This window comes from Corynebacterium meridianum, from assembly GCF_016342265.1.
GTDB lineage: Bacteria > Actinomycetota > Actinomycetes > Mycobacteriales > Mycobacteriaceae > Corynebacterium > Corynebacterium meridianum.
In genome coordinates this window covers 93,372-116,328 of the sequence record NZ_JAEIOS010000011.1, presented here as the reverse complement: position 1 = coordinate 116,328, position 22,957 = coordinate 93,372, and the positions used below count along the sequence as shown (strand labels likewise).

General features: G+C 65.7%; 20 protein-coding genes. 12 read left to right on the top strand and 8 right to left on the bottom strand.

The features are described 5' to 3' along the window. Positions 1–156: 156 nt before the first annotated feature. The 4 genes from JDV75_RS12305 to JDV75_RS03740 all read right to left on the bottom strand — a co-directional run bounded on the left by JDV75_RS12305 (position 157) and on the right by JDV75_RS03740 (position 6,876). On the bottom strand, positions 157–384 hold the full coding sequence (locus JDV75_RS12305) for a Rib/alpha-like domain-containing protein (protein ID WP_198737916.1): 228 nt from the start codon (positions 382–384) through the stop codon (positions 157–159). Next, complete coding sequence (locus JDV75_RS03750) at positions 299–1,396, bottom strand: SMP-30/gluconolactonase/LRE family protein (RefSeq protein ID WP_198737915.1); 1,098 nt, start codon at positions 1,394–1,396, stop codon at positions 299–301. The genes JDV75_RS12305 and JDV75_RS03750 overlap by 86 nt, the downstream gene beginning before the upstream one ends. A 32-nt stretch (positions 1,397–1,428) precedes the next feature. Beyond that, entirely contained in the window at positions 1,429–2,280 is an 852-nt protein-coding gene (locus JDV75_RS12300; protein ID WP_198737914.1) for an HtaA domain-containing protein, read from the bottom strand. A gap of 660 nt (positions 2,281–2,940) precedes the next feature. Next, positions 2,941–6,876 carry a Rib/alpha-like domain-containing protein gene (locus tag JDV75_RS03740; protein WP_198737913.1) on the bottom strand — a complete coding sequence of 1,312 codons (3,936 nt, stop codon included), beginning with the start codon at positions 6,874–6,876 and terminating at the stop codon, positions 2,941–2,943. A 526-nt stretch (positions 6,877–7,402) separates the two neighbouring features. Here JDV75_RS03740 and JDV75_RS03735 point away from each other — a divergent pair. From JDV75_RS03735 to JDV75_RS03705, 7 genes are all read left to right on the top strand, one after another. Further along, positions 7,403–7,594 carry a ubiquitin-like protein Pup gene (locus JDV75_RS03735; protein WP_198737912.1) on the top strand — a complete coding sequence of 64 codons (192 nt, stop codon included), beginning with the start codon at positions 7,403–7,405 and terminating at the stop codon, positions 7,592–7,594. 5 nt (positions 7,595–7,599) lie between these two features. Continuing rightward, positions 7,600–9,045, top strand: a complete 1,446-nt coding sequence (pafA, locus tag JDV75_RS03730) for a Pup--protein ligase (RefSeq protein ID WP_198737911.1) — start codon at positions 7,600–7,602, stop codon at positions 9,043–9,045. Then, positions 9,042–10,034, top strand: a complete 993-nt coding sequence (locus JDV75_RS03725) for a helix-turn-helix transcriptional regulator (protein WP_198737910.1) — start codon at positions 9,042–9,044, stop codon at positions 10,032–10,034. The genes pafA and JDV75_RS03725 overlap by 4 nt, the downstream gene beginning before the upstream one ends. Next, positions 10,031–11,017, top strand: coding sequence for a helix-turn-helix transcriptional regulator (locus JDV75_RS03720; protein WP_336244288.1), 987 nt, complete (start codon positions 10,031–10,033; stop codon positions 11,015–11,017). The genes JDV75_RS03725 and JDV75_RS03720 overlap by 4 nt, the downstream gene beginning before the upstream one ends. A gap of 63 nt (positions 11,018–11,080) precedes the next feature. Continuing rightward, positions 11,081–11,488 carry a Sec-independent protein translocase subunit TatA gene (gene tatA / locus JDV75_RS03715; protein ID WP_198737909.1) on the top strand — a complete coding sequence of 136 codons (408 nt, stop codon included), beginning with the start codon at positions 11,081–11,083 and terminating at the stop codon, positions 11,486–11,488. 98 nt (positions 11,489–11,586) lie between these two features. Beyond that, positions 11,587–12,618 carry a twin-arginine translocase subunit TatC gene (gene tatC, locus JDV75_RS03710; protein ID WP_232958159.1) on the top strand — a complete coding sequence of 344 codons (1,032 nt, stop codon included), beginning with the start codon at positions 11,587–11,589 and terminating at the stop codon, positions 12,616–12,618. Between the two features lie 72 nt (positions 12,619–12,690). After that, a complete protein-coding gene (locus JDV75_RS03705) occupies positions 12,691–15,516 on the top strand; it encodes a DEAD/DEAH box helicase (RefSeq protein ID WP_198737908.1) in 2,826 nt (941 codons plus the stop codon). A 13-nt stretch (positions 15,517–15,529) separates the two neighbouring features. Here JDV75_RS03705 and JDV75_RS03700 read toward each other — a convergent pair whose 3' ends face one another. Then, positions 15,530–16,243 carry a trypsin-like serine protease gene (locus JDV75_RS03700; RefSeq protein WP_198737907.1) on the bottom strand — a complete coding sequence of 238 codons (714 nt, stop codon included), beginning with the start codon at positions 16,241–16,243 and terminating at the stop codon, positions 15,530–15,532. Positions 16,244–16,334: 91 nt separating this feature from the next. On the opposite strand from JDV75_RS03700, the gene JDV75_RS03695 reads away from it, so the two are divergent. The 5 genes from JDV75_RS03695 to JDV75_RS03675 are packed head-to-tail and all read left to right on the top strand — an operon-like array spanning position 16,335 to position 21,091. Continuing rightward, entirely contained in the window at positions 16,335–17,504 is a 1,170-nt protein-coding gene (locus tag JDV75_RS03695) for a M24 family metallopeptidase (protein ID WP_198737906.1), read from the top strand. Next, the gene (locus JDV75_RS03690; RefSeq protein WP_198737905.1) at positions 17,501–18,274 is read left to right on the top strand and encodes an SDR family oxidoreductase; all 774 of its coding nucleotides are present in this window, start codon (positions 17,501–17,503) and stop codon (positions 18,272–18,274) included. Before JDV75_RS03695 ends, JDV75_RS03690 begins: the two co-directional genes overlap by 4 nt. Before the next feature lie 23 nt (positions 18,275–18,297). Further along, positions 18,298–19,596 (top strand): precorrin-6y C5,15-methyltransferase (decarboxylating) subunit CbiE, encoded by a 1,299-nt coding sequence (gene cbiE, locus JDV75_RS03685; RefSeq protein ID WP_198737904.1) that lies wholly within the window; start codon positions 18,298–18,300, stop codon positions 19,594–19,596. Beyond that, entirely contained in the window at positions 19,593–20,366 is a 774-nt protein-coding gene (gene cobM / locus JDV75_RS03680) for a precorrin-4 C(11)-methyltransferase (protein ID WP_198737903.1), read from the top strand. The genes cbiE and cobM overlap by 4 nt, the downstream gene beginning before the upstream one ends. Continuing rightward, complete coding sequence (locus tag JDV75_RS03675; protein WP_198737902.1) at positions 20,354–21,091, top strand: cobalt-precorrin-6A reductase; 738 nt, start codon at positions 20,354–20,356, stop codon at positions 21,089–21,091. Before cobM ends, JDV75_RS03675 begins: the two co-directional genes overlap by 13 nt. Here the strand turns inward: JDV75_RS03675 and JDV75_RS03670 are convergent. From JDV75_RS03670 to JDV75_RS03660, 3 genes are all read right to left on the bottom strand, one after another. Further along, positions 21,088–21,432, bottom strand: a complete 345-nt coding sequence (locus JDV75_RS03670; protein WP_198737901.1) for a PadR family transcriptional regulator — start codon at positions 21,430–21,432, stop codon at positions 21,088–21,090. The genes JDV75_RS03675 and JDV75_RS03670 overlap by 4 nt on opposite strands. After that, positions 21,425–22,423, bottom strand: a complete 999-nt coding sequence (locus tag JDV75_RS03665) for a hypothetical protein (RefSeq protein ID WP_198737900.1) — start codon at positions 22,421–22,423, stop codon at positions 21,425–21,427. Before JDV75_RS03665 ends, JDV75_RS03670 begins: the two co-directional genes overlap by 8 nt. Before the next feature lie 168 nt (positions 22,424–22,591). After that, complete coding sequence (locus tag JDV75_RS03660; protein ID WP_198737899.1) at positions 22,592–22,951, bottom strand: hypothetical protein; 360 nt, start codon at positions 22,949–22,951, stop codon at positions 22,592–22,594. Between the last annotated feature and the right edge of the window lie 6 nt (positions 22,952–22,957).

The following is a 22,957-nucleotide window of genomic DNA, read 5'->3' as shown; positions in this document are numbered from 1 at the left end:
CCGCGCATCTGTACCTTGATGAAGTGGATGATCGCGGCGATGATTCCGGCGAGGGCACCGATCGAGAGAACAGCCGTGTGCCCCGAGCTCCCGCTGCCGCCGGAGAGCTTGTCGGCGATGTCCCCCGTCGAACCACCGGGGTTCGCGGTATCTCCGTCAACGCGGACCGTAACGGTTGATCTCGTCCACGGATTCGTCCGGATACGTGACAGTTACCGGGATCAGCAGTTCTCCGGTGGCCTGACCGGCAACCGGTTCAACCGCTATCTCACCGGTGTCTCCGACGATGGTGACCCCGTCAATGTCGGCGACCGAGAAAGTTGTACCGGGGGGACTGGACCTTGCCGGTGCTCGTGCGCCGTTCGAATTCGGGAGCCGGAACAATGAGCTTTTCCCCGATGGCCACGGAATAGACCGGTTCCAGGGAGTCCGCGAACCCGTAGCGGCCGACGGTCACCCGCTCGACGTCCGGATCCGCGACCTTGTCCGCCGTACCCCGATCGATCACGGCGAGTCGGGTGTGGGTACCCCGATCGTCGTGGGGGACACTGACGAGGAACCTGTCACTCAACGAGATGAAGTTGCTCAGGTTCATGTTCCGCTCAGGCATCGCGGTGCTCTGACCGATGACGACGGAGTCCTCCACGGATCCGTCAATCGCGCTGAGTCTGGTCAATCGGCGGTCATTCGAGCTGAGAACGTAAAGATGGTCGCCTTCCGCGGCGACCCCGACTATGGCCGAGTACTCCGCGGCCCGGGGGTTGGAGTAGATCTCGGACAGCTCACCATCCGCGTAGCGGTAGAAGCCGAGAACCGGGTGGCTTGCACCGGCCTCGTTGCGTCCGTTGAATATGCCGACTATGCCATCGGCGTTGGTGTAGAGGCCGCTGACGCCCTGGGGGTTTGCCGTGAGCGTGGCCGCGGATGTGAATAGGCTTGCGGCCTCCGGCCCACCGGGAGTCAGGTGAATCGGGGTCGCACCGGTCGTCGATCCGTCCTGTCGTTGGATCCTGTGGTCGAAGGCGTAGATCCAGCAGCCGTCAGGCAGCGCCGCCAGGCCGTTGTCCTGGGTGAACGTCTCGCCGTAGATTCCGTATCCGTCAGCGGCTTCGGAAACGATGCCGGGGTAGAGTTTCCCGGCGGCCGGAAGTTGGGTCTCCGTCCGCGTTCCGGAGGAATCGACGGTGACCGGCCGGGCGTGGTTCACCGAGTCATCACGTTCCGGAACAAGAAGTACGCCGATGGTGCCGTCGGGCTGTAGCGCCATCCCGTTCGGCGCTCCTTCACCGAGTTCGACGACGACCGATTGATCGGTGATTCCCGCTGCGGAGATCTTTCCTCCGTTCAGGTTGTTGTCCCCGTCAATCCAGAAGAACCTGTCGGTTGCGGGGGTCATACACACTGAGGAAGATGCCCGCGATGTCCACGTCATTCACAGCACTGACCGTGTCGAGTTCCGGGTTGAAAACGACGAACCGCTTGTCGGAGAATCCCTTGCGGAACTGCGCGACGGAACCGTCCGACAACTGGATGGTGTCGAGCGGTACATAGGAGGGGAAACCTGTCTCGGCGGTGGAGTACGCCTCGACCGCCAGCGGCGTTCCGGTGATGCCGACAGCGGTACCGGGATAGGTGAATTGCAGAGGGTCTAGATCGGTGGCCGCGCCGAGGAACGCCGATTCCCGGGCTTGAGTGCTCGCTGTCGCGCTGACCGTAGACCCAGGTGGTCTCGGCGTCCGTGCCGTTGAAACGGGCCGCTCCGAAGTCGAGGTCCGCGAGGACAAGACGTTCGGGTCCGAACCAGGTTTCGCCGTCGCGGGTCGAATGGACCGTCGCGGAGACGGTGGCTCCGCCATCCGGGTATATCGTGACCGTCGGTTCGGTGAATGTGACATCCACGGCACAGGTACCGCGGGTCGGGTCATCCGGGACCTCGCAGTCACCGAGCATCGTGACTGAGCCACCGTAGTTGGCGGTACCCGGGGCTTCGTCCCACCCCGTGTCGGGGAAGATGAACTGACCGGAGGCTGCGTCGTAGCGGGCTCCGTCCGCGGCTTCGAAGGCTGTGCCCTTTTCCCGGAAGGTCGCACTGAAGCCCCAGTGGAGAGCGGCTGCGTCGGCCGGATAGACCTGCGGAGTGCCTTCAGTGGCGGATATCCCTTTCGAGTAGGTTGCATCAGCCAGTGCGTTACCAACCGGGCTGATGGGGGAGAGGATCAGGGACAACCCTGCGAGGACGGATATGCCGGCTCTGGAGAGTGTGCGGTGTGACTGTGTCATTCCGAGTTCCTAACTGGCCATGGGCACGGTCACGACAGGTCCCGGAATCCCGTGTGTCATCCCGTGCCCGCGATGTCGGGTCGGGGTTTGCTTACGACGTCCGGCCCGCTTTCCGAGAGTGTCTGAAGGTTGAAGCCGGCTACAGGTCTGTATCGGGACACTGCGGCTCAGCATTTCCGCCATCCGGGCCGCCACCAGCACTCTCGTGGGACGACTCCAGGCTATTCAGGGAGTTCCAATCACTTCGATGCTTATCTAATCTACTGCCTCTGGCGGTGTCTCAGACGGCACGGCACCGGGCATCCGACAGCTAAACTGGTTTTCCCGCTCAATCAACTCAGAACGGTCTGACCAGCATCCACCCCGCGACATCTTCCGGACGGTGGCAATACCGCTCCCATCTGCGATGCTCCTTTTTCCGACCGCCCGATACCGGAGGGATGACGGCCACATCAACCACCGGTACGGCTCTGCTGTACGGCTGGGCGACGGTGAAACGTGAGAAATCACACCGTCATTTCGTCCGGGAGTTTTAGCCGCAGCCAATACACACGCCGACGACCCCGGTCCTGGTGATCGTGCCCGCGGAGTCCGCAGGTGATCTACCCCAGGCCGGGGTCGTCGGGTGGTCAGGTTACGCCGTGGCTACCTGGTGATGGGTCAGAACTTCGGGAAACCGGGCATCTGGACCTTGAGGAAATGGATGATCGCGGCGATGACGCCGAACAGGACACCCACCGACAGCAGGCTCATGATGCCACCGGCAGCTGAGCCGCCGACGGCACTACCGGTGAGCTTGTCGACCAGTGAGGAGGACCCGGAGTTGGAGCCGGACGGCTGCGGGGTCTTGTCCTCGGCTGCCTTCACCGCGAAGGTGACGGTGGCGTCATCCTTGGTTCCGTCCGCGTAGGTCACGGTGATCATGGCCTGGACAGTCGCATCCTCGGCGTCGTCAGCCGCTTCGTAGGTGACCGCACCGGTGGTGGGATCGATGGAGAAGCTGGCATCCGGGGTTCCGGAGAACGCGAAGGTCGTGCCGTCCGGAGCGGAACCGGTTTCGACGGTGTCGGTGTCGGACATGTCGAAGGTCGGGGTGACCGCGGCGGATTCTCCGGCCTCGACTTCGCCGTTGACGTACACCGGGGTGTACATCGCATTGTCTTCGATTTTCTGTTCAGCGGCGGAGACGATGAAGACGACGATCAGGGAGTCGGTTGAACCATCCGCGTAGGTGGCGGTGACCGCGAACGCGACGTTCTCGCTCTCCATGTCGGAGGCCGGTGAGTAGGTGATGACGCCCGTGTCGGAATCGATCACGGCGCCCTCGGGGTTGCCCGCCGAGGCGAGTTCGAAGGTGGTCCCGGCCGGGATCTCGCCTTCCTCGATGTCATCGGTGCCGGCCATGTCGGCGAAGGGCGTGGAGGTGACGCTCTCTCCGGCGGTGACATCCGTGTTCGGGTAGAACAGGTTGTACATGGAGCTGTCGTCCGGATCCGGGGTGGCTGCCTCGTTGACCTTGATCAGGCCGACCGCGGGCCGCGGGGCGGGGGTTCCGTCACCGTAGGTGGCCTGGACGTAGAAGAAGTAGCTCTGTCCGGCCTGGTCCTCGGTGGGGGTGAATGTGACGACACCGGTGTTCTCGTCCAGGGTCATGCCCGCCGGGCGTGCCTCGTCATCCTTGTCGACGAATTTGAAGGTCGTGCCGGCGGGCATGTCGACGACGGTGTAGGTGGGGGTGGGTATCGCAGCTTCGGGAGTAACCACCGCTTCCTGTCCGGCGTCCACGGTGACAATCGTGCCGTAGTAGACGTAGACCTCGCTCTGGGCGGGCTCGTCCTTCTTCACGTTGATGACCGGACCGGTCGGCTGCGTCTTGCCACTCGGGAAGGTGACCTCGACCCGCGGGTAGATGGTCTGCTCTTCGGCGTCGGCGGGAGCCGCGTAGGTGATGGTTCCCGTTGCGCTGTCGATGCTCACGCCGTCGATGTCCCCGATGAGCTTGAAACTGAAGTTCTCGGGGATGTCCTTCTTCTCGCTGCCGGATTCGATTCCACCGAGCTTCGGTGTGGTCGTTGCGGTCTCGCCGGGAGCGACGGTGACGGCATCCGGGTACCAGACCTGCTCGGTGTAGGTCGGCGTGGCCGCTTCAGCCTTGAGTGAGACGCCGGTGAGCTGCGTGCTCGCGTCCTCGAATGTGACCCGGACCTTGACGTTGTCGACCCCGTCGGTCGCCTCGGTCGGAGCGTAGCTCACGACACCGGTGTTCTCGTCGATCGTCGCGCCTTCCGGAACGTCGCCCTCGAAGACGAACGTGCCCGTCGGAACGTCCTCGTCGCTGTCGTCGGTGACGAAGGTCGGTGTGACGGTTCCGGTTTCACCGGCGGTGACGGTCAGGGGCTCTTTGCCGTAGAAGACCTTGCCCGTGTCGGCGGTGGGCTCGGCGGCGGCGGTGACCTTGAACGTGACGGTGTATTCGTCGGTTGTCTGGTCCGCGTAGGTGACCAGGACGGTCACCGGGACATCAGTGTCTGCCTGGGCGTCGACGGCGGTGAGTGTCACGGTACCGTCATCGGCGACGGTCGCCCCCTCAACGGCTTCGGGCAGGGAGAAGGTGGTGTCCGCCGGAGCGGCCATTGTCTCGGTCTCATCGGTGGCGACCATGTCGAAGGTCGGTGCCGGAGCGACAGCGGGGGTGCCGACGGTGGCCTCGACGACAGCGTCGTCGGCCATGGGCTCGTAGCTGGTCTCATCGTCGTACTCACCGACGGTGACGGGCTCGACGCTCGAATCGCCCGTCGTTCCCGACATCGTCTTGGTGATCGTCGCGAGTTTCGTGTGATTGTCGCCCCATCCGTCGCCGTCCTCGGGGACCGTGACAAGCAGCTTTTCTCCGGTGACGATCAGATTGCTGTAGTCGCTGTTGCCGTACTCCAGGACGTCTGTCGCCTCGTCGAGGACAACACTCGCCTGGACCGATCCATCTTCAGCACTCAAGGCGGTGAGGGTCTTGTTCTCGGAGCTGAAGACGTAGAGTGAGTCTCCGGCCGCGGCCACGCCACCGATGACCTGGAACTCACCTGCGGCGGTGTTGCTGTAGATCGGGGTCAGTTTGCCGTCTGAGTACCGGTAGAAACCTACGACCGTGTGCTTGTCGCCGCCTTCCCTCCGGTAGTTGTGGAACGCCACAATGTCACCCTCGGTGTACAGTCCGTTGATCGACTGGTAATCGGCGAAGAGATCACCGGCACCGGTCAGCAGGGATGCCTTGGTATCCGCCTTCGGGGTGATATGGATCGGCGTCGCGCCGTGTCCTTCCGTCACCTCGAAGTCGTTTACGGCGATCCAAGTCCCGTCCGGCAGCGCGGCCAGTGAGTTCCGGGAGCCGAAGGACAGACCGTACGCCTGGTCGCTGTAGTATTCGCCGGTGTCGTCGATCTCGGGATGAAGCTTTTTGGCGGAGGGAAGCTGGGTTACGGTTTTACCGCCGGCGGCGTCAACCTCAACGAGGCGTGCGTAGGTCGGTGTAGAACCGCTGGTGGGGACAATCAGCAGACCGATTGTCCCGTCAACGCCGAGAGCCAGGCCATTCACATGTCCGGCGTCCCCTAGTTCCTCGAGAGTGGACTCACCCGAGAGTTGCCCGTCATCCCCGAGAACCGCCTTCTTGAGGTTGTTGTCGCCGTCCACCCAGTAGAGCGTCTTCGTCGCTGTATCAGCAGCGAGCAGGAATTTGCCTTCGACATCGAGTCCGGTCGTCCCGGAGATGGTCTCGAAACCGGGATTGAACACGGCCATCTCCGCGTCGCCGTAGCCCTTTTCAACTTGGAGCACGGATCCGTCGTCGAACTGGATCGTCCGCAGCGCATCTCCCATACTGAAGTTGGATGCCGCAGCCGAGTAGTTGTCGACCTTGAGCTCGATACTCTGCTTCCCCTCGGTTTTACCGGGGTAGGTGAACTCGACGTTCTCGAGCGCTCCGGTGCCGAGGAAGGCGTTGTCGGCCGCCGCGTCGGTGGCGGTGGCTGCGACATCGACCCAGGTGGTGTCGGTGTCGCTGTTGTTGAACCTGGCGCCGGAGAAGTCGAGGGTTGCCAGTTCGACGGTCTCGGGACCGAACCACTCGGCACCGTCCCTGGTGGAGTGGACGGTGGCGGAGACAGAACTCGTGCCGTCGGGATCAACGGTGACGACCGGGTCGGTGAGGGTCACGTCGATCTTGCAGGTACCCCGGGACGGATCTGCGTCGTCCTCGCACTCACCGAGGATCGTGACGGATCCGGCGTAGCTGACGGTCTTCGCCGCGTCGTCCATGGAGACATAGGGGAAGACGAACTGTTTCGCTTCGGCGTCGTAGCGGGCACCGTCGGCGGCCTCGAAGGAGGTCGCCTTTCCACGGAACATCTCGTTGATACCCCAGTGGAGTGCATCCGTGTCAGCGGCGTAGACCTGCTTGGTCCCGTCGGTGGCTTCCACACCCTTGGTGTAGGTGGCGTCGGCGAGTGCGACGCCGACGGAACTGATGGGGGAGAGGGTGAGCGAGAGGCAGGCGATCGCTGCGACTCCGGCTCGGGACATACGGCGACTTGATTCAGCCATTCAGATTTTCCTTAATGTTTTGCTTCACGTGATCGCGAAAGGGGAGATCGGTCTTTTCGCGGGAGCGGCCCACCGGGAAGTGGACGCTCCTCTTCGAATCACCTGTACCTGCAGACGAAGATCGAATGTTCACCTGCAGATTTCCTGCGCCCGAACGGTTCCGGACGGCTTCCACACTCATCAAAATGAGTTAGGCTCAACTTACAAGCACATAACCTAACACAGATTCTGGTAAGCGTGGCTAACCTTAGACAGGGGTCGAAACCCATGCGCCTCACAGCACACATTAAGTATTCTGGCGCGCAGATTATGTGCAGACTACCGGCCCCAGGGGCCGTGAATCCCCTTCCATCCCGGTGTCCACCGGCCACCTGCCTGCCGCGGACGCGATTCCGACCGCCCGCGGTACGGGAGGCTCCGGTGGTCGCTACAGTTGAACCAGGAACATCTGCAGGTGGTGCTTCCGGTCCCGCCCGGGAACCGCCGACGATCACGCATCAGACAGATGCCGAAAGAAGGGAACACAATGGCAAACAATCCGTCCATTCATGCCGGGGGCGGCCGTGGTCGCGGCGACGACGATCCCGTCGACCACGGGGCTGGACAGTCGCAGATAGACACCCACGGCACCGACGACCTGCTCGATGAGATCGACGGTCTCCTGGAATCCAACGCCGAGGAGTTCGTCCGCTCGTACGTTCAGAAGGGCGGACAGTAGTCACCATGATCGAATCGGCAGCGGGAGCCCTGACCCGGCGGATCATGGGTGTCGAGACCGAGTACGGGATCTCCTGTACCCTGCCCGAGGGCGGTCGGATGATCCCGGATGAACTCGCGCGCCAGATGTTTCGGCCAGTTGTCGAGGAACATGCCAGCTCGAACATCTTCACCTCCTCGGCTGCGCGGCTCTATCTCGATGTCGGCTCGCATCCCGAGTGGGCGACCGCCGAATGCCGCTCGATCACGCAGTTGCTCAACCATGAGCGCGCGGGTGACCGGGCCATCGATGAACTAGCCGTACGGGTGGAGCGCGAGCTCGGCCCGGGTGCACGTGTCTACGTATTCAAGAACAACGTAGATTCCATCGGAAACTCGTACGGGTGCCACGAGAACTATCTCGTGCGGCGTGAACTGTCGCTGAAGAAGCTCGGTCTCGCGTTGGTCCCGTTCCTCATCACGCGCCAGCTGATCGCCGGAGCCGGGAAAATCTACCGCCCCTTCCCCGGTAGCCCCAGCGAGAGGTACGGGACCGGGTTCTGTGTCTCACAGCGCGCGGACCACGTCTGGGAGGGTGTGTCGTCCGCGACCACCCGGTCCCGGCCAATGATCAACACCCGTGATGAACCGCACGCCGATTCGGAGAGGTTCCGGCGCCTGCACGTGATCGTCGGGGACTCTTCGATGGCGGAACCGACATTCGCGCTGAAGATCGGCTCGGTGCTCCTCGTACTGGAGATGATCGAGGCCGGGTTCCCGCTGCCCGAGGTTGAACTGGCCAACGACATCTCGGCCATCCGCGACATCGCCCGGGACACCCGGGGGAGAACCGAGATTCCGCTCACCGACGGGGGAACCATCACGGCGCTCGAACTCCAGGAACGCTACTGTTCAGCCGCCGAAAAGTGGTTGGAGATCAGGGACCCGGCGGAGGGCGGCACACCGCCGGAGGAGCTCACCCGTATCGTGGACCTCTGGCGGAGGATGCTCACGGCGCTGGACTCGGGAGACTTCCGGGCGGTGGACACCGAGATCGACTGGGTGATCAAGCACAAGCTGATCTCCCGCTACCGGGAACGCCTGGGGATCGAACTCGGAGACCCGAAACTCGCCCAGATCGATCTCACCTACCACGACATCCGCCCCGGCCGAGGCCTGTACTCCACGCTGGTAGACCGGGGACTGATCGCCAGGTGGACCACCGATGACGCGATAGCGGCAGCCGTCGGTACCCCTCCGCAGGACACTCGAGCAGCACTGCGGGGGAGGTTCCTCGACCACGCGCGGACGGTCGGGGCACCGGTGACCGTCGACTGGATGAGATTGCGGGTCAACCGACCCGAGCCGCAGGTGGTGCAGCTCGGCGATCCGTTCGCCGCGACCGATCCCAGGGTCGACGAGCTCATCGCCTACATGGACGCCCATGCCACGGACTACCGGCCGACACCATGACCAAGAAGGACGAGGCTCTGGAACGGCTGATCAACCTCACCTTTGCGTTCCTCGACGCCGAACAGAACGGCGGACGTCGGCTGCTCACCGCATCCTGGGTACGGGACAATGTGGCGGGCTACGCCGGACGCAGCGAGGACGCCTCCCGCCGCATGTTCAACCGTGACCTCGGGGTCCTTCGGGCGGCCGGTGTGCCGGTCGAGATCGTCGCCAACCCCGACGATCCCGGGCAGACCGGCTACCGGCTCCAGTCCGAGGAATACTCCCTGCCGGAGGTGAGCTTCACTCCCGCGGAGGCCACCGTACTGGCGCTCGCCGGAGACATGGGACTGGGGCGACGGCTCGCGGCGTTCGCCCAGTCGGGATGGACGAAACTCGCGGCAGCCGGTGCATCCAGGGAACTGGGTGCCGTTCCGGTGGTCAGCATGCTCAACGACACCGCACATCTCGGGCCGCAGACCCTGGACACCATTCTCGGTGCCTGCCGAAACCGACGCAGGATCCGCTTCACGTACTCACGTGGCCCCGTCGGCGGGGCGGTCACCCGCACGATGGATCCGTGGGGTCTGGTGAGCCACCGGGACCGGCTGTACATCGTCGGTCACGACGCGGACAGGGAGGCGGTCCGTAGTTTCCGGATCACCAGAATCACCGACATCAGGGAGTCCGGTCCGGCGACCCACCCGAATCCGGGTGGGGTGGATCTGCAGGATCTCGTGGCCCGCTCCCTGAGACGGGGCCGTGACGTCATCGACGCCCGGTTCCGGACAACCTCCGGGAGCGCGGGAGAGCTGACGAGAACGGCGGAACTCCTCGACGACGGAGTTCACGTACTGAGGAACGTCGAACGGGACTGGTTCATCCGTACCGCGGCCGCCCACGCACCCCAGGTCGTCGTGATCGGGCCGGAGGATGTCCGCCTGGCGGTCATCGAAACACTGTCCCGGGTCGCCGGGATGCACAGCGCAGAGAACGGAGAGTCCGTGTGACCAGTGCCAACAAGGGGCCCGGTGGAGCTGACCGTCTCGGGGACCTCGTGCGTATGTTGAACCTGCTGCCCTACTTCGAGGCCCATCCGGGACGATCGATCATGGAGGCAGCCGGTGACCTCGGCTACGCCCCGCAACAGATAATGGACGACCTCAACCGGTTGTGGTGCTGTGGCCTGCCGGGAATGGGGCCGGGGGATCTGGTCGACCTGGACCATTCCTATCCTTCGGTACGGGTCACCAACAGTCAGGGAATGGACCGCCCACTCCGCCTCACCCAGACTGAAGCCGGTGCCCTCCTCCTCGCGCTGGAGTCCCTCGAGAACGTCGGTGGACTCACGGACCGTGACGCGGTCGTCAGCGCCGCCGGGAAGCTCCGCCGAATCCTGCCTGCCAGCACGGCGACCGTCGTCGACTCGGTGGTGTCGGACAGCTTCCGGTCAGCCGCACCGCCGGTCCTCGAGACCATCCGGGCGGCACTCGACAACCGGACCATCCTCGCCTTCGGGTACTACAGCGCGGCCAGCGACGCCACGACACATCGTCTGGCCGTTCCCGCGCGGGTATTCACGAAGGAGGGAAACACCTACGTCTCCGCCTGGGACACGGCCGCCGGGACACACCGCACCTTCCGGGTGGACAGGATGGACGATGTGGTCGACACAGGGGAGACCGGAGATCCGCACCTCGGGGAGCTGGCCTTCAATTCCGAGGATCCCTTCTCCTTCACCTCCGTCTCCTGTCACGCCGAGGTACGCATCCTCGAGGACGCCGTCTGGCTCGCGGACTATGTTCCCCTCGAGTTGACGGGTACGAACCCCGTCGACGGTTTTTATGCGGCTCGAATGCCGGTCTCATCCCACGACTGGTTCATTCGGTTCATCCTGGGACAGGGGGGCCGTGTGCTCGTGGACGGTCCCGCGGAACTGGTCGCCGAAGTGTCGGAACGCGCCCGGGCCGGTCTCGCGGCGTATCATCGCTAGAAAAGGAGCGCCTCCCGCTCCGGTGCGCCATTATCTGAAAAGCTCGTATGAAAGGCTGTCTCCATGACCCCAGGACCCCTTGAACTAGCCATCATCGCCGTCGTCGTGCTGGTGCTGTTCGGCTGGAAGAAACTCCCGGACGCCGCCCGCTCCGTCGGCCGATCGATGCGTATCTTCAAATCCGAGGTCAAGGAGATGAAGAACGACGATCAGGCGACGGACAACATGCCCTCCGACCAGGGCACCGGGAACGTCGTCCCCGAGCCACGCGAGCTCACCCAGAACCCGCAGTCTCCGCAGTACCCCCAGCAGGGTTACGGCGTCCCGAATCCGCAGGCCAACCTCCAGCAGCCCCCGCGTCCCGCTCCCGGGTACCAGCAGCCGCAGGGCTACCAGACACCACAGGGCTACCAGCAGCCCATGCCCCCCGGGTACCAGCAGCCGAACCCGAATGATCCCCGGCAGCAGTAGCGACCCCGAGTGAACACGCGGGCGTACCCATGCCCGCCTGACTGACCCGGCGCACCGGAATCCCGGTGCGCCGAACACGGAGCGGAACACCAACTTCCATGAGCACACCCACCCCGAAGAAGCGGCTCATTCCCCGACGCGGGCACAACTCGAAGCGTTCGAGTGACGGGACGATGACCCTGGTCGAACACATCAAGGAACTCCGCCGCCGGCTGATCATCTCCCTGATCGCGCTCGCCGTGGGAACCGTGCTGGGCGTGATCTGGTTCGAGCACTCCATCTTCGGCCTGCCCACCCTGGGGTATCTGCTCCGCGAGCCCTACTGCAACCTACCGGACGAGGTTCGTGCCGACTTCTCCGCTGACGGCAGCTGTCGACTGCTCGCAACCGGTCCCTTCGAGATGTTCGGCCTCCGGTTCAAGGTCGGTGGCCTCGCCGGCCTCGTGTTCGCCTCGCCGGTGTGGCTGAGCCAGCTGTGGCTGTTCATCACGCCCGGTCTGCACAAGAACGAGCGTCGTTCAACCGCGATCTTCGTGACGGTTGCGGTCCTCCTCTTCGTGCTCGGGGCAGCCCTCGCATACTGGGTCATCACCTTCGCACTGGAGTTCCTGCTGACCATAGCCAGCGAATCCTCGACGACCGCGCTGAACGGCAAGCTCTACTTCAGTTTCCTCATCGGCCTGCTCCTGATCTTCGGGGTCAGTTTCGAGGTTCCGTTGATCATCGGGATGCTCAACATCATCGGCGTCGTCAGCTACGAGCAGCTGAAGGACAAGCGACGCATCATCATCTTCTTCATTTTCTGCTTCGCAGCCGTCATCACCCCCGGTCAGGATCCGATGAGCATGGTCTCGCTGGCGATCGCCCTGACCCTGCTCGTGGAGATGTCGATCCAGTTCTGCCGCTTCAACGACCGTCGCCGCGACCGGCAACGCCCAGAGTGGGCGGACCTGGACGACGACGAGGCCTCCCCTCTGTACGCCCCAGGTGCCGACCCGCGGAGCAGCGGCCCCGTCCACGGCTCGGGTCCGGTGGCATCCTCCGGGCCCCTCCGTCCCGCCGCCGAACCACCCGCTCCGCGGCAGGGTTTCGACAGCCGCGACGGTAGCGGATTCGACGACGTTCTCTGACCCCTGATCGGGTGCGAGGGCCACGCCCACCACCGCGTGGCCGCCTCGACGGACCCGGGTAGCGTGGTAGCCATGACGGACACCGCCACACATCTCGACGAGTTCACCGCACGACTCGATTTCCCCCTCGACGACTTCCAGATCCGGGGTTGCCGCGCCGTTGAAGCTGATCGGGGTGTGCTCGTCTGCGCCCCCACCGGTGCAGGCAAGACGATCGTGGGGGAGTTCGCGGTGTCCCTCGCGTTGTCCCGGGGCACCAAGTGCTTCTACACCACCCCGATCAAGGCGCTGTCCAACCAGAAGTTCCACGACCTCGTCGAAGTCCACGGCGAGGAGTCCGTCGGACTGCTCACCGGGGATGTCTCGGTGAACGCCACCGCCGAGATCGTCGTCATGACGACGGAGGTGCTCCGCAACATGATCTACGCGGGTTCCCCGGCGCTGGACCGGCTGAGCCACGTCGTGATGGATGAGGTGCACTATCTCGCCGATCGTTCCCGTGGCCCCGTGTGGGAGGAGGTGATCCTGAACCTCGATGAGTCCGTACGGATCATCGGCCTGTCCGCGACGGTGTCGAATTCCGAGGAGTTCGGTGCCTGGTTGCGGACGGTACGGGGGGACGTCGAGGTCATAGTCTCAGAGCACCGGCCCGTGCCGCTGGACCAGTGGATGCTGCTCGGCAGGAGCCTCTACCCGCTCTTCGAACCCGGTACCGGTGGCGAGGTCAATCGCGAGCTGGAGAAGCACGTCCAACGCCTGAACTCGGCCGAGATGGAACGCGGTTCGCAGGCGTATTCGGGGGGAGGCGGTTTCCGCTCCAGAAGCGGAGGACGCGGCGAGGATCGACGGGACCGGAGGCACGGTGGCCACCGTTCCGGTAAGCCACGGGACGGTGGGGCCGGTTCCCCCCGTCCGATGGGACGCCCGGAGGTCCTGCAGGTCCTGCAGGGCAGGAACATGCTGCCGGCTATCACGTTCATCTTCTCCCGGGCCGGGTGCGACGGTGCTCTGCACCAGTGTCTCGGTTCCCGGCTGACCCTCACGACCGAGAATGAGGCGAAAGAGATCGGTCGTATCGTCGATGCCGGGGTCTCCGACATCCCGGAGGTCGACCTGGAGTTGCTCCGGTTCCGCCAGTGGCGGGCCGCGCTGACCCGTGGCTTTGCGGCACACCACGCGGGAATGCTGCCGGCGTTCCGGCACATCGTGGAGGAACTGTTCACCCGGGGGCTGGTCCGGGCGGTCTTCGCCACCGAGACTCTTGCCCTCGGCATCAACATGCCGGCACGTTCAGTGGTCCTGGAGAAACTGGTCAAGTACAACGGTGAGGCTCACGTCGATCTCACCCCGGGCGAGTACACGCAGCTCACGGGCCGCGCGGGGCGGCGTGGCATCGACACGATGGGCAACGCGGTCGTGCAGTACGCGCCCGCCGTCGACCCCCGGGCGGTGGCAGGTCTGGCCTCGACCCGTACATATCCACTGATCTCCACGTTCCAACCCGGCTACAACATGAGCGTGAACCTCATCCGCACCATCGGCTACGGCCCGGCCCACCGCCTCCTGGAGAAGTCCTTCGCCCAGTTCCAGGCGGACGGCTCCGTCGTCGACGAGGTCCGGGAGATCGAACGCGCCGAACGGAAGGTGGCGGACCTCCGCGACCAACTCCAGCGGGCGGTGACCGCGGCGAATCCTCCGTCGACGGACGGGGATCCGGTCGGCGAGTTCCTCGACTACATCCGGATCAGGACCGAGCTGTCGAAGAAGGAGAAGAAGGCGCGCCGCCGCCACCTCGAGGACCTGCACACCGAGACCGTCGTCGCACTGCGGAAGCTCCAGATCGGGGATGTGATCGCGCTGCCCACCAAGAAGCGCCCGATGCTCGCGGTCGTCGTCACACCGGCGCCGGACTCGAGGAATCCGCGCCCCTGGATCATCACAGAGACCGGGTGGTCGGGCCGGGTGAATGCGGAGTCCTTCGCCGTCGCACCGCAGATCGTCGGACACATGTCGCTGGGCAAGGACGTGCAGCGCAAGCCCCGGAGGAATGCGCGGGTCGTTGTACAGCAGTTCCGGCGGGGCGACTATCCCCGGCCGAAACGTCTGAAGCACGAGACCAGGATCCGGGACACCGACGAGGTCAGGGAACTGCGGACCGCGCTGCGGGCCCATCCGGCACACGACTGGGCGGACCGGGAGCTGCTCGCCAGGACAGCGGAGAAACTGGTCCGCAGGCAACGCGATCTGGACCGCCTCACCTCCCGCGTGTCGGCGGCGACCGACACCCTCGGCCGCACCTTCGACCGGATCGTCGATCTACTCGCGGAGATGGACTATCTCGAGTTCGTCACCGGCGACGATGACCCGGACCCCACCCCCGTGATCACCGACGAGGGAGAGCGACTCGCGCAGATCCACAATGAATCCGATCTGCTCGTCGCCCAGTGCCTGCGTCGGGGAATCTGGAACGAACTCGATCCCGCCGAACTCGCCGGAGTCGTCAGCATGTGCACGTTCCAGAACCGGCGGGAGGTCCGCGGCGGTTCCCCGGACGGGGCGACCGACCGGATGGCGACCGCGATGAATGCCACTATGCGGATCCACGGCGAGCTGGTCTTCGACGAGCAGCGGCACAACCTTCCGCTCACCCGGGAACCCGAGGCGGGGTTCGCGCTCGCGATCCACCAGTGGACCGCCGGCGCACCGATGGGCTACTGCATGGCCGCCGCCGCCGAGTCCGGCGCGGAACTCACCCCGGGTGACTTCGTCCGGTGGTGCCGCCAGGTGATCGACCTGCTCGAACAGGTGGCGAAGACTGGCTACACCAATGAGGTGAAGCACAATGCGCGGGCCGCAATCGACGCGATCAGACGCGGCGTGGTGGCGCTCGGCTCGTGACCCCGCTGACGGGCTATCGGACCGACATGATATCCATGGCTCGGCTGAGCGCCGTGAGGTGGGGCGGGAGGAGAGCCACGGTGGCGATGTTCAGCAGCTCCCGGTGACGGTATCCGAACAGCAGCGACTGCAGTCCAGTGACCTCGCCGGCGACGAGCACGGGGCCTCCAGAATCTCCGTAGACGACCTGGTCACGTTCGGTGGGAACGCAGATCGCCGCGTGCCGGACCCGCGTCCGCAGATTCAACGACACGGCGAACGGGACCTTCGCGAGAATCCTGCCGTGTCGGGGCGGCACAGACCGCTTCGTCGTTCCGCCGAAACCGTATGTGACCGTCCGCGACAGCACCGGAGACACCGCGGACGCGATGGGAGGCAGGCGTACGAGGGGAGCGGGACGGGCGAGTCTCACGATGCCGATGTCTGTTCCCACTACAACCCGGGCGTCGGCGACTGCCCCGCGAAATCCGGTACCAGATACCCGGATTTCCGAGGGGTGTTCGCATGCCCTGAGGAAGTGGGCGGCGATAAACGCGAACTCCGCGGTGGAAAGATGCTGTTCACCGGTGTAAGGGTCGGCGGTGATCGCCGCGGTGAGAATCTCCGGGGCCGTGAGAAACCCGGAGCAGTAGCGTCGGCCCCGGTTCAGCCGGATGACCGCGGGAGCGGCCGCATCAGAGGTCGATCCGGCGATGCGGGTGAGGGGGCGACTGAAGCTGGAGTCCACGCCGGTGAGTGTAGGTGCATCCCGGCGACGGGGCGCCCGGGGCCGGCCCCCGGCACGTACGCCTGCGCCCCGGGTACCTATGATGGGGCCCATGACTTCGAGTGAGACCGCAACCACCGAAAACATCTACAGCGACCGTTGCGCCGCGATCCTGGAACACATGCGCGAAGATGACATGTCGGCCATGATTCTCGGGACCGGACCCGATCTCGAGTTCTTCACCGGCCTGGACGTCAGCTCACACGAGCGGCTCACCGCGCTCGTCATCCAGGCGGACGGCGACGACTTCCTGATCGCGCCCGCTGTCGACGCCGGCAAGGCCGTGCGTGAACGCACCGCGGAGATCGGTGTCAAGCTGATCCCGTGGCAGGACGGGCAGTCACCCTATGAGTTGATCATCCGAAACCTCGTCGTGCCCGACATCGCGGACGGCGGGTTCTCGGGCCGGGGAGTAGGCCTCGGCGCCTCGCTCACCGCCGACCACGTCCTCGAGATCCAGAACGGACTCGCGGGGCTCAACCACGGCTGTGTGTTGGCCGGTCCGGTCATCGATCAGCTGCGGATGGTGAAGACCGATCACGAGATCGAGGAACTCGCCGCAGCGGGAGCCGCCATCGACCGTGTCCACGCCCGGGTCCCGGAGCTTCTCCAACCCGGCCGGACGGAGGCGGAGATCGCCGAGGAGATCACCGCCATGATCCTCGAGGAGGGGCACGTCTCCGTCGACTTCGTGATCGTGGGCTCCGGTCCGAACGGCGCCGACCCGCACCACAGCTTCTCCGACCGGAAGCTGCGGACCGGCGAGCTCGTCGTCGTCGACATCGGAGGGGCACTGCCGAGTGGGTACCGCTCCGACTGCACCCGCACCTACCTCGTCGCCGATTCGGATCCCCAGGTGATCACCGAGCGGGTCCTCGACATGTACCGGGTCCTCGAGAAGGCCCAGGCCGCCTCGGTGAAGGCGGTCCGCCCCGGCGTCACCGCCGGGGAGATCGACCGGGTCGCCCGGGACGCGATCGCCGCCGCCGGATACGGGGAGCAGTTCATCCACCGCACCGGTCACGGCATCGGGCTCACCACCCACGAGGCCCCGTCGATCTCGTCCGGCTCCGATACGGTTCTCCAGCCGGGCATGGCGTTCTCCGTCGAGCCGGGCATCTACTTCACCGGAGACGTCGGTGCCCGGATCGAGGACATCGTCGTGGTCACGGAGGACGGCGTGCGCCTTCTCAACAACCGGCCGCGGAGCCTCTTCTGGTGAGTTCCGGATCCGTGCTCCTGCTGGGTGGTCGCAGTGACATCGGCGTTCACCTGGCCGAACGTCTCGTCGCCGGACGCGAGGTGGTGCTCGCCGCACGCAACGTCTCGGACCTTGACGACGCGGCACTACGGATGCGTGCCGCCGGTGCAACGTCCGTCCACCGGATCGAGTTCGACGCCACCGACCTCGGCCGTCACCGGACGGTCGTAGAGCAGGCACTCGCCCTCGCCGGCTCACCGGTCTACACGATCGTCGCGTTCGGTGTTCTCGGCGAACAGCGCCGCGCGGAGCACGACGAGGCGCACGCCGCTCAGATCGCGACAGTGGACTACACCGCCCAGGTGTCGGTTTTGACCGTGCTCGCGGATCTGCTCACGAGGACGGCGACCGTCGGGCAACCGGCGACCATCGTCGCCTTTTCCTCGGTGGCGGGTTGGCGCGCCCGCCGCGCCAACTACGTGTACGGATCGACGAAGGCCGGTCTCGACGCCTTCTGCCAGGGTCTTGCCGACCGGCTCCACGGCGGTCCGGTCCGGCTGATCACCGCCCGCCCCGGCTTCGTCATCGGACGGATGACCGAGGGCATGGATCCCGCACCGATGTCGGTCACCTCGGCGGAGGTCGCCGACGCGATCGCCCGGGAGATCCGGTCTCAGGAGAGGGGTGGGAGAGTCCGCTCCATCACCCTGTGGATCCCGCGCCGACTGGAGGTTCTCGCCCGGGTGATGCGGCTCGTTCCCCGCCCGGTGTGGCGCCGGATGCCCCGGTGATCGACCCGGTAGGATGACGCCACATGACCAACTCCGCCACCGGTGACCGCGCCGCGACCGACAGCGGTGTCTCGCACCCGGAAGCGTTCCTCGCGAGCGTGGTCGGGATCAGTGCCGCGGGTATGGGAGATCTGCCAGCGACCTCCCTCGATCGGTTGCGTGCGGCCGATGTGGTGATCGGTTCCTGGCGGCAGCTCAACCTCATCGACGGGGAGATCACCGCGGAACGCCGACCGTGGCCGTCCCCGCTGCTGCCGTCGATCGAGCCTCTGTTCGAGGAGTTCTCGGGCCGTCGCATCGTGGTACTCGGCTCGGGTGACCCGATGTTCCACGGGATCGGCACGACACTGACCAGGATCTTCGGTCCCGGAAACATCGAGGTGCTCCCCCTCGCATCGTCGGTGTCGCTGGCCTGCGCCCACCTGGGCTGGCCGTTGAACGACACCCCTGTGGTCAGTCTGGTGAACCGCCCGGTATCGGCCATCCTTCCGCTGCTCGATCAGGGCAGGCGGTTCCTCATCCTCGGCCGCGACGAGACCACCCCGGGCGAGGTGTCCTCACTGCTCACCGCCCGGGGGCACGGCGGGGCGCGTATCCACGTCCTGAGCGACCTGGGGGGACCGGACGCCCACACCCAGACCTACCGCGCAGCCGCAGCGGAACCTCCACGGAGCGCACTGAATGTGATCGCCGTCGTTCCGGCCGGACCACCCGGAAGGAGCCTGCTCCCGGGTCTGCCAGACGACTCCTACGACACCGATGAGGGGCAGCTCACGAAGGCGGATGTCCGCGCCTGGACCGTCTGCGCACTCGCGCCGCGCCCTGGGGAGCGACTCTGGGACATCGGCGGTGGCGCCGGATCCGTCGCCATCGAATGGTTGCGCAGCACCCCCGGCACCAGCGCCGTCGCCTTCGAAAGGGCCGAACACCGCAGGCGGACCATGACGGACAACGCCCGTAACCTCGGCGTGGAGCACCTTGAGGTGCTCGGTGCCGCGCCGGATTCCTTCAGTGCCGCCACCACCGACCCCGACGTCATCTTCATCGGCGGAGGGCTCACCACCGCCGGACTCGTCGAAGCCGCATGGGAACGGCTGCGCCCCGGTGGGCGCCTCGTGGCCAACGCCGTGACCGTCGAATCGGAGCAGATGCTCTGGCGGCTCCGCGACCGCCTCGGTGGTCGGATCACCCGCGTCCAGGTCGACTCGGAGACGTCGATCGGGGGGTTCACCGCCCTGCGTCCCGCGTTGCCGGTGACGCAGTGGCGCGTCGTCAAGCAGATACCCGCATCGACCGAACAAGGGGAAAGCGTCTCACCATGACCGTCTACTTCATCGGCGCCGGCCCCGGCGCCGCCGATCTCCTCACCCTCCGGGCGGACCGCCTCATCCGATCGTGCGGGGTCTGCCTCTATGCCGGCAGCATCGTCCCCGGGGAGGTTCTCGAGCACTGCCCCGAAAGCACCGAGGTGATAAACACCGCCCGGATGCCGCTGGACGAGATCATGGCGGTGATCCGGCGGGCCGACGGAAACGGTCTCGACGTAGCCCGACTCCACTCCGGGGATCCGTCGGTGTACTCGGCCCTCGCCGAACAGGCCCGCCGCCTCACCGCCGCCGGAATCGACTACGAGATCGTCCCGGGCGTGCCCTCTTTCGCGGCGGCCGCCGCCGCCCTCGGACACGAACTCACGGTTCCCACCGTCGGCCAGACCGTTATCCTCACCCGGGTCAGCGGTCGTGCCTCCGCGATGCCCGAGGGCGAGGATCTCGCCACCCTGGGTGCGTCCCGCGCCACGCTGTGCATCCATCTCGCGGCACACGACATCGACCGCGTCGTCGGGGAGCTCACCCCGAACTACGGGGCGGACTGCCCCGTCGCGGTCGTCGCCTACGCCAGCCGCCCGGAGGAGCGGATCGTTCGTGGACGGCTGGGTGACATCGCCGGGGCGGTGCAGGAGGCCGGGATCAGCCGGACCGCCGTGATCATCGTCGGTGAGGTACTCGGGGCGGAGGGCTTCCCCGACAGCTACCTCTACTCCGATGACCGGCCACGTGACGCGGAAGGACGGACGATACCGTGCGTGCACTGATTCTCGGCGGAACCTCGGAGGGGAGGGAACTCGCCGCCCTGATGTCCGCCCGCGGATGGCTCGTGACCAGTTCACTCGCGGGCCGGGTGGCCAGCCCACGACTGCCGGTGGGGGAGGTCCGCATCGGTGGGTTCGGCGGGCCCGCCGGGCTCGCCCGCTGGCTGATCGACCAGGAAGTGGAGGTCGTCGTCGATGCCACCCATCCCTTCGCCGAACGGATATCGATCTCCGCGGCGGAGGCAACCCGGGCCACCGGGGTGCCCCTGATCGCGCTGCACCGACCGGCATGGGAGCCGGTCGCACGAGACAAGTGGCGGATGGTCGACACGATGGAGGAGGCCGCGCGGATCACGGAGCGCGACTACCACCACATCCTGCTCACCATCGGCCGGCAGCAGCTCGCCCCCTTCGCCCACGACGATCTCAACCTCTACGTCATCCGCTGCGTGGACAGACCCGATGCCCCGCTTCCCGCCCGGCACCGGGTGATCCTCGACCGCGGACCCTTCACGGTGGCGGCGGAGAAGAAGCTCATGCGGGACAACCAGATCGACTGTGTCGTCACGAAGAACTCCGGTGGCGAGCACACGCGGCCGAAGCTCGACGCCGCACGCGAACTGGGTATCGACGTCGTGATGGTGCGCCGCCCGGAGTTGCCCGGAGGTGGCCGGATCACCGTGGTGCACACCGCGGAGGCGGCCTTCAACGCCGCGATGGAGCTCTAGGGTGCGGTGAGCTGTCCGTAGCCGCCCACGATCGCCGCGAACTCGGTGAACCGGCTGCGGGACTCCGCCAGCTGCTCGGCACCGGCGGGGGAGAGGTGGTAGACCTTCCTGCCGGGGCCACTCTCGCCGGGCTCCCACGTTGACGTGGCCAGGCCGTCGTCCTCGAGCCGGTTGAGCACCGGATAGAGAGCCGCTCCCTTGACCGGGTTCAGTCCCCGTTGCACGAGTCGTTCGGCGAGCCCGTAGCCGTGGCCGGGGGCGATCTCCATCTCACCGAGCAGCAGCAGGGGCAGTGTCACACGCTGCCAGGCGGCGAACTCCCGGTCGGAACGGTCACCCATCGTCGCTTCCCCGGAGCGTGGGCAGACCCGCGTCCACCCAGAGTTTCGGGACCGTCAGGGCGAGGCCGGCGAAGAGAATCACTCCCATCACGATAGGGAACGTCTCTCCGCTCCGCATCACGCTGACGGCCACCAGGGTGACGAGCGCGTACTGGAGCAGCCTCCACCGGCTGCGGCTCCGCAGTGATCTGGCTTCTCCTCCGGTACGGGCCGCGGCAATGGCGGGTGAGCCGAACTCCTCCTGGGGTGTTTTTCCCCGGGACAGTGAGTGGTCGGCGAGCTGGCGGGCTTCCTGCCGGGCACGGGAGGGGCTGTAGCCGTAGTTGCTGTGCAGCAGCGCACCGTAGCGGGACACCCACTGCACGGGATCGTCGCAGGTGTCCCTCTCGTGGTCGGGGAGAACGCCGTCGTCCGGGGTGATCCACCAGCTAAGGGCGACCAGGCCGAGGCCGACAGCAGGGAATACGGCGGACGGGACATCGATAACCGGTACCGAATCCGTCGAGGCCGTCATCACGCCGGTACCGATGACCCCGGCGACCGCACCGAGGGCTCCGGTCCAGAAGCCGATGGTCCGGCCGCTGCCGTGGCTGAGGATGGCGAGATGGAGTGCAGTGAGACTGACGACGAACCCGGTCGACAACACGATCGTCTTGGTGCTCAGGGTGAAGGTCCATCCCACGGTGAATAGCCAGAGTGAGGCGAACAGGACGAGGAGACCTGCCTGCATGGCCACGCCCGACAACAGGTTCCGCCACGTCAGTGCCGCGGTTTCGGGCGCGTAGGGGTAGGTGGCGACCGTTTCCCGCGCGGCCTCGCGTGGTGTCGACCACGCCTCGTCATCGGGATCGACGGCGGCGCTGATCAGGGCGTTCCGCATGGTGTCGGTCTCCCGGGCGAGGGCATCCCGGTCGAGTCTGCCGCTCACGACGAGATGGAAACGGTACCCGGCGATCCAGTCGGACTGCTCCGCGGTCAGATCGTCACGCATCGGTGGTTCTCCTTCGCTTTTTGAGCATATGGAAGGTCACCGATCATGCTAGATCGTTTTTCTATCTAGTCAAGCACCCTTCCACCACAACCCGTCTCCTCCGACAAAGAAAACACCGGCCGATCCCGGGGCGGGACGCCGGGGCCGGCCGGAGTGGGTTACCGGACACTACCGGGGAAGAAGGTTGAACAGCATCGAGCGGACCGGACCAATGAGAACGCCGAGAACGTCGAGCGCGAGTGCGATCGCCACGACGGAGATCAGCGCACGGGCCCATCCGGGAGATCCATTGTACCAGGTCTGCAGTCCATCGGCCCCAACTTGGGATGAGAAGCTGTTGTTGGTGAGTGAACCGAGATCAGAGGAGCCCGCACCGGATTTCTTCTTGGCGACCTCGACGGCGTTTGCCGTGTCAGCCGGATCAGGGAGGTTTTCCGCGACCGCGGGTGCGACGGCACCGGTGGTGAGGGCGACCGCTACTGCGCCCGAGAGCGCCGCACGGCGAAGTCGATGGGTGGCGTTCCGCATGAGGGT